Source organism: Actinoplanes subtropicus (assembly GCF_000721705.1).
Taxonomy (GTDB): domain Bacteria; phylum Actinomycetota; class Actinomycetes; order Mycobacteriales; family Micromonosporaceae; genus Actinoplanes; species Actinoplanes subtropicus.
In genome coordinates this window covers 61,639-68,569 of sequence record NZ_JOJL01000041.1, presented here as the reverse complement: position 1 = coordinate 68,569, position 6,931 = coordinate 61,639, and the positions used below count along the sequence as shown (strand labels likewise).

At 74.0% G+C, this 6,931-nt stretch carries 6 protein-coding genes; 2 read left to right on the top strand and 4 right to left on the bottom strand.

The genetic code is table 11. The features are described from left to right. The first annotated feature begins 425 nt into the window (after window positions 1–425). A complete protein-coding gene (locus tag IH26_RS0143275; protein ID WP_030442124.1) occupies window positions 426–1,064 on the top strand; it encodes a UbiX family flavin prenyltransferase in 639 nt (212 codons plus the stop codon). Here the strand turns inward: IH26_RS0143275 and IH26_RS0143270 are convergent. Then, a complete protein-coding gene (locus IH26_RS0143270) occupies window positions 1,037–1,312 on the bottom strand; it encodes a BldC family transcriptional regulator (protein WP_030442123.1) in 276 nt (91 codons plus the stop codon). The two genes, IH26_RS0143275 and IH26_RS0143270, sit on opposite strands and share 28 nt — an antisense overlap. A gap of 212 nt (window positions 1,313–1,524) precedes the next feature. On the opposite strand from IH26_RS0143270, the gene IH26_RS0143265 reads away from it, so the two are divergent. After that, entirely contained in the window at window positions 1,525–1,974 is a 450-nt protein-coding gene (locus IH26_RS0143265) for an Lrp/AsnC family transcriptional regulator (RefSeq protein WP_030442122.1), read from the top strand. 3 nt (window positions 1,975–1,977) lie between these two features. Here IH26_RS0143265 and IH26_RS0143260 read toward each other — a convergent pair whose 3' ends face one another. The 3 genes from IH26_RS0143260 to IH26_RS60530 all read right to left on the bottom strand — a co-directional run bounded on the left by IH26_RS0143260 (window position 1,978) and on the right by IH26_RS60530 (window position 6,887). Beyond that, complete coding sequence (locus IH26_RS0143260) at window positions 1,978–2,604, bottom strand: putative glycolipid-binding domain-containing protein (RefSeq protein WP_030442121.1); 627 nt, start codon at window positions 2,602–2,604, stop codon at window positions 1,978–1,980. 63 nt (window positions 2,605–2,667) lie between these two features. Beyond that, window positions 2,668–4,266, bottom strand: a complete 1,599-nt coding sequence (locus IH26_RS0143255; RefSeq protein WP_030442120.1) for a DEAD/DEAH box helicase — start codon at window positions 4,264–4,266, stop codon at window positions 2,668–2,670. Window positions 4,267–4,508: 242 nt separating this feature from the next. Further along, window positions 4,509–6,887, bottom strand: coding sequence for a hypothetical protein (locus IH26_RS60530; RefSeq protein WP_157437663.1), 2,379 nt, complete (start codon window positions 6,885–6,887; stop codon window positions 4,509–4,511). Between the last annotated feature and the right edge of the window lie 44 nt (window positions 6,888–6,931).

Genomic DNA, 6,931 nt, shown 5'->3' with positions numbered 1-6,931 from the left:
CCCCGCGCTGCCCGCGCTGCCCGCGCCGTCCGCGCTGCCCGCGCCGTCCCGCGCTGTCCGCGCTGTCCCGAGCTGCCCCGCGCTGTCCGCGCTGTCCCGCGCTGTCCGCGCTGCCCCGCGCCGCGCCGCCCGGCGCCGTGACCCCGCCCCGAGACGTAGCGGGGCCGGGCGAGGCGGGGCGAGGCGTGGCGAGGCGTGGCGGGGCCGGGCGTGGCGGGGTAGGCGGGGTGAGGCGTGGCGTGGCGAGGAGAGGCGGGCGAGGCGTGGCGAGGCGAGGCGGGGTGGGGCGAGGCGGGGCGGGCCGAGGTTGGGCGCGGGACGACGGAGTGTGGCGCGGCTTGTGGGAGCTGATCCGGGTGGCGTCAGGGCCTGCCGGCCGGGGAGTACCGGTGCGGGTGCGGATGGACAGGGGTAACACTGGGGGTATGCGTGCACCCTGGGTCGTCGGCGTCTCGGGGGCCTCAGGGACCCCGTACGCGAAAGCGGTTTTGATCGGTCTGTTGGACGCCGGCGAGTCGGTGGACCTGGTCGTCTCGCGGGCCGCCCGGCTGACCCTGCTCGACGAGACCGGTGCCACGATTCGGGACGCACACTGGAAGGACGACGTGGCCGCCTGGCTCGGCCGTGACCTGGGCGATCTGGCCTACTGGCCGACGGGTGACCTGGCGGCCGGGCCGAGCAGCGGCTCGTACCCGGCGAAGGGGATGGCGGTCGTGCCGGCCAGCACCGCCGCGTGCGCGGGCATCGCCATCGGGCTCTCCAAGGACCTGCTGCAGCGGGCCGCCGAGGTCAACCTCAAGGAGCGCCGGCGCACGGTGGTCGTGCCCCGGGAGACCCCGGTCACTCGCAGTCACCTGGAGCACCTGATCGCGCTGCACGACGCCGGGGCGGTCGTGCTGCCGGCCAGCCCCGGCTTCTACGGCTCCGGGGCCGGGGCGTCCGCGCAGCAACTCGTCGACTTCGTGGCGGGCAAGGTGCTGGACGCGCTCGGCGTACCGCACACCCTGCTGACCCGCTGGACGGGCGAGCTGAACGCTCAGCGCAATCCGTTGGGCGGGCCGTAACCCATGCCGGGATTCGTCGGGCCCGCGTTACGAGGCCGGTTGGCGGCATCGTCCTCACGCATCTCCTCGACGACGCCGTCGCCCTCGAGCAGCGCGCGCACCTCCGACTCGCGGAACCGGCGGTGGCCACCCGGAGTCCGGATGCTGCCGATACGCCCGGCGGCGGCCCACCGCGTGACCGTCTTGGGGTCGACGCGGAACAACGCGGCCACCTCGCCCGGTGTCAGCAGACGATCTCCAGTGTCCACAACCCCCTCCTCGCGTCGGTCTTCTGGAGCGGCCGTGATCACGGTGAGTGTCGGCGTGCTCGATCGGGACGTAAAGCCATTAGAGCATTGCCCCGGAACCGAGTCCCTGGAATGCGGAAAAAGCCCTAATTGCGACAGTGATCGTTATCCTGCCGCCGAATCGTCGCTACCGGGCGTGAGTAGCGATCTGCCACCCGATTAGGGTCTGACTCATGGACTCCATCGACCTCCGGCTGATCGACCTGCTACGGGAGAACGCGCGCTCGTCGTACGCCGAGTTGGCCCGCAAGGTCGGGCTCTCCGCGCCGGCCGTGCACGAGCGGGTCGGCAAGCTGGAAGCGGCCGGCACCGTCCGCGGCTACCGCGCCGACGTCGACCACGAGGCCCTCGGCCTGGGCGTCACCGCGCTCATCGGCATCATTGAGGACTCCGGGGCCGACACCGACGACGTGCTCGCCGCGGTGCGGGCCATGCCCGAGGTGGAGAGCTGCTACTTCATGGCCGGGGTGGAGTCGTACCAGCTGATCGTCCGGGTCGGCACGATCGCCGAGCTGGAGCAGCTGATCGTACGGATCAACCGCACGCCCGGGGTGGCGTCCACGCGTACGGCCATCGCCCTCTCGACGAAGTGGGAGAACCGGCCGCAGCCCGGCCTGGGGTGAGATTTACTGGATCAGATGGGCCAGCCCCGGGTAGTCGACCACGAAGCCCTCGTCGTCGACCGTCAGGTCCGCGCTGAACGTCTCGCTGGCGTACCGGATCCGGTTGTCGCCGAGCGGCGTGTAGATCTGATCCGCCTGGATCACCTCGAGGCTGGGCACCAGGACCCAGGCGGCGCTGATCCGATGTGCCACCCCCGGCTCGGCCTTGAGCAGGCCCAGGCGCCGGATCGGGAGCGTGTTCGTCAGCGGGGAGCCGCCCAGGTCGACGTCGAACGTCCCGTACAGGCGATCGGGATCTTCGATGCCCGGGAAGCCGGCGCGCGCGTGCCCGGCGGCCGCCAGCACCGCGTCGAGGTTGCCCTGCTCGGCGGTCGTGGCACGCCAGCGCCCGGCGGCCAGCTCGAGCCGCACGCTGCGCCGCCAGCCGGCGCCCTCGGCGCTGACATCCAGGTGGGCGGTCGTCCAGCTGGGCTCGGTCTGCAACTCGTAGCGGCAGGTGAAGGCGATCGGATCGACGGCGAGGACGGTCCCGCGGGCGTACAGCCCGCTGCGGGCGTCCACCAGGGCGTGCTCGGCCCCGGTGGTGTCGCGTCGTTCCCAGAACAGCGATGCTGGCGTCGTCGGCGGCATGGCTCTACCTGTACCCGCAACAAAGCCCCGGCACCAGGTGCCGGGGCTTTGCTTTAAAACTGATCAGAAGGTACGCGCGGGACGGGCGCCGAACCGGCCCGACGAACCGTCGCGACGGTCATTGCGCTGGTTGTCCCGGCGGAAACCACCGCTGCGCTCGCCGTTACGCGGGGCGAAACCGCGGTCGCTACGCTGTGGCCGGTCCTCGAAGGGGCGCTGCGGACGGTCACCATCGCCGTAACTACGCTGCGGCCGGTCACCGTACGAACGCTGGGGCCGGTCACCGTACGAGCGCTGCGGCCGGTCACCGAACCGGCCCCGCGGACGCTCGCGACGCGGCTCCGGCTCGTCCACCACCGGGACGCCGGACGGCTCGCGCGCGCCGGTGATCTCGGCCAGCTTCGGGTCGCCCAGGCGCACCCGCACCTCGGCGGGGGCCACCCCGGCCTTGCCCATCATGGCCTGGGTGCTGCGCCGCTGCTTGGGGAGCACCAGCGTCACCACCGCACCGGACTCGCCGGCCCGCGCCGTACGGCCGGCTCGGTGCAGGTAGTCCTTCGGGTCCTTCGGCGGGTCCACATGCACGACCAGCGAGATGCCGTCGACGTGGATGCCGCGGGCCGCGACGTCGGTCGCCACCAGAACGTTGGTGCGACCCTCCTTGAACTCGGCCAGCGTACGGGTGCGGACCCGCTGGGTCTTGCCGCCGTGCAGCGCGCCTGCCCGGACACCGACCTGGCGGAGCTGCTCGACCAGCCGGTCCACGCCCATCTGCGTACGGGCGAAGACGATCGTCTTGCCCTCGCGGTTGGCGATCGCCGCGGTGATCGGGAACTTCTCCTGCGGCGGGATCAGCAGCGTGTGGTGGTCCATCGTGGACACGCTTGCCTGGTCGGGGTCGGTCGAGTGCGTTACCGGGTCGTGCATGAAGCGCTTGACCAGCGTGTCGACGTCACCGTCGAGAGTGGCGGAGAACAGCAGCCGCTGCGCCTTCTCCGGCGTCTTGGCCAGCAGCTCGGTGACCTCGGGCAGGAAGCCCATGTCGGCCATCTGGTCGGCCTCGTCGAGCACGGTGATCTCGACGTCGGCCAGGTTGCAGGCGCCGCGCTCGATCAGGTCGCCGAGCCGGCCGGGGGTGGCCACGATCACCTCGACGCCGCGCCGGAGCGCGTCCATCTGCCGGTCGTACGGAACGCCGCCGACCGCGGTCTTCAGGAAGACGCCGACCGCGCGGCCGAGCGGCTGCAGCGCGTCGGCCACCTGCATGGCCAGCTCGCGGGTCGGCACGAGGATCAGCGCCTTGGGGTGGTGCGGGCGGGCCCGGCCACCCTCGGCCACCCGGGTGAGCAGCGGCAGCCCGAAGGCCAGCGTCTTGCCCGAGCCGGTCTGGCCGCGGCCGAGCACATCCCGGCCGGCCAGCGCGTCGGGCATGGTCGCGGCCTGGATCTCGAACGGAGCGGTGATGCCCTCGCGGGTCAGCACCCGCACGATCTCGGACGGCAGGCCGAGGTCGGCGAAGCTCTTGGTCGCCACCTCGACGGCAGCGGGAGTTTCCTCCTCGACGGCAGCGGGAGTTTCCTCCTCGCCGACGGCGGGAGTTACCTCAGAAGCGGGGGTTTCGAAAACGGACGGGAACGTGCTGGGGTCAGCGAAAGTGGTCAAGAGAACCTCTCTACGGGGGCGCATGCTCGCGAATGGCCCGCCGCGGCTACTGAGAGCCGTCCGCTGTACTGCCCGCAAGAACGCCCGTGGCATGCTCCGTGAAGGCACGCCGCGTGAACAACTGTCATAAGTGTACGGCTCAACGTTTGTCACGCCGACCGCATTCCGCGCCCGCAGTGGGCAGGCTCACCCCCCCGGCGCAAACCTGGCAAGGATAGGCGGCGCCGGGTACCTGCGACAACTCAGCTGAACATCTTCGAAATCATGTCGGTAAACGCGCTACCGGCCGTGAGCATGAACACCACACTCACCGCCACCAGGAGGCCCAGCACCACCAGCATGGCGATCGCCACCTTGAGGTTGCTGCGGCGCCGGTCGACGATCTCGTCGCGCCAGCCCTGAGCCAGGATGTGGCCGGTCAGCGAGCCGGAGTTCTCCACGGGATTGGTCGACACCGGCATGGTGGTGTCGATCGACGGGTAGTCATCGGCGCCATAGACGGTGCCGCCGAGGCCGCGCTGCTGCGGCACGGCCGCGGTGGCCGCCGGGTCGAACTCCGGCGGGTAGGCGGGCGGGCGGCTGACCTGCGCGATCGGCATCGAAGTCGCACCGAACGGCTGAGTCACGGACGCCGGTCCGCCGACCCCGAACGGGGTCGGCGGGGGGCTTGCCGCCGGGTGGTTGGGGGTCGAGGGCGGCATGGTGTACGAGGGGAAGCCAGTCCCGGCCTGCCCCGTTCCGGCCTGCCCCGTTCCGGCCTGCCCCGTTCCGGCCTGCCCCGTTCCGGCCTGCCCCGTTCCGGCCTGCCCCGTTCCGGCCTGCACGGTGCCAGCCGCCGGCGCTGCCGGTCCGCTCGCACCCGGTCCGCCGGTCGTCCGGCCGCCGCTGTGGGGGCCGCCCGCGTTGGCTCCGCCGGCGGCCCATCCCACGCCGGCCGATCCGCCCATGCCTGATCCGCCCGTGCCTGATCCGCTCGTGTTCGGTCCGCTGATGCCCGGTCCGCTGATGCCCGGTCCGCTCATGCCCGGTCCGTTCACGCTCGGCCCGGCCGTGCTCGGTGTGCCCGTGCTCGGTCGGCCGAACGCCCAGCCTCCGGCGTCGGGTCCGTCGGCAGCCGGTCGACCGCCGGCCGAGATGCTGGGCGGCGGCGGGAAGATCGGCTGCGGCGGGCCGGGCACCGGGCTCGGGCCGGGACCGGGCGGCACCGGGCTGGGACCCGGGCCGGGCGGCACCGGGCCCGGGCCGGGACCCGGAGGCACCGGCGACGGGCCGGGGCCGGGCGGAACCGGCGACGGACCAGGGGTGGGTGGCACGGGGCTCGGCGCCGGCGACGGCCCGGGCGTCGGGTACGGATCCGGCGGCGGTGCCGGGACCGGCGGCGAGGGGAACGGCCCGGGCTGCGGCGACGGGAACGGCGCCGGCGGCTCGAAGGGCCTGGTCGGCTCGGGCCTGGTCGGCTCGGGCCGCCCCGGCGGCGGGCCGGGCACCGGACGCGGCGGCTCCGGCTTGGCCGGCTCGGGCTCATCGGGCTCGCCGGGTTTCGGCTCACCGGGCCGCGGGTCGCCGGGTTTCGGCTCGCCGGGCCGCGGCTCACCAGGCCGCGGGTCGCCGGGCTTGGGTTCTCCGGGCTTGGGTTCTCCGGGCTTGGCGGGCTCGGTCGGCTCGGGCTCGCCCGGCCTCGGGTCGCCGGGCTCGGGCCGAGCCGGGTCGGGCTCGGTCGGCTTGGGGTCGGTGGGCTGCGGTTCGTCGGGCTCGCTCATGGCCCGGCCGGGCCGGACCGCGGCCGAGCCGATCGAGGTCGAGGAGACGACCGGCTTGTCGGTCACCGGCGACTCGGCGGGCCGGCCGCCGTAGACGCCGCTCGGCCAGGTGCCCGCACGCACCGCGCCGGCGTCGGGATTGATCGAGCCGGGCACGGTGGCCCGGGCGGCGCCGGCGCCCGGCTTGACCGGAATCTCCCGCGACGAGCCGTCGACCAGCTCCGGAACCAGACTCTCGCCCCCGGAACTGACCGGCCGAGCCGAACCGGCAGCGCGGACAGGCCGCGCGGTGCCGGCCGGGCTGACCGGCCGGGCTGAACCAGCCGCGCTGCCCGGCCGGACTGAACCGGCCCCGCTGCCCGGCTGGGCCGAACCGGCCGCACTGCCGGGCCGAGCGGTGCCGGCCGGGCTGACCGGGCTCGCGTCGTCGGAAGGGCTGACCGGCCGCGCCGAACCAGCCGCGCTGATCGGCCTGGCCGAACCGGTCACGCGGCCGGGCCCGGAGACCGGCGCCGACGCGCTGACCGAACCGGGCGTGCGCCCGGGCAGGCCGGGCCCGGAGACCGGAACGGACGCACTGACCGAGCCAGGAGAGCGCCCAGGCCCCGAAACCGGAACGGAGGCGCTGACCGAGCCCGGGACGCGAGCCGCGCCCGAGGCACCGGCCGAGCCGGGTGTGCGGTCGACGCCGGCGCCCGGCACCGAGGCACGCCCACTCGCCCCGCTCACCGGGGCGTTGCCCGGGCGGTCGGCCCACAGCGCGCCGGGGGCGGGTGGTGGCGGCGGCGCATACGCCTCCGGCTCGTCACCGGCGTGCGGCCGGGTGCCGTCGTCGTCCGGTGTCGCCTGCCGCTCGTCCATGTACCCTCCCGACCGCGTGCCGACGGTCCGGGACGTCGGGCGCT

Coding starts and splice junctions, on each gene's coding strand:
- IH26_RS60530 (WP_157437663.1), bottom strand. CDS start 6,887: ATGGACGAGCGGCAGGCGACACCGGACGACGACGGCACCCGGCCGCAC.
- IH26_RS0143265 (WP_030442122.1), top strand. CDS start 1,525: ATGGACTCCATCGACCTCCGGCTGATCGACCTGCTACGGGAGAACGCG.
- IH26_RS0143260 (WP_030442121.1), bottom strand. CDS start 2,604: ATGCCGCCGACGACGCCAGCATCGCTGTTCTGGGAACGACGCGACACC.
- IH26_RS0143275 (WP_030442124.1), top strand. CDS start 426: ATGCGTGCACCCTGGGTCGTCGGCGTCTCGGGGGCCTCAGGGACCCCG.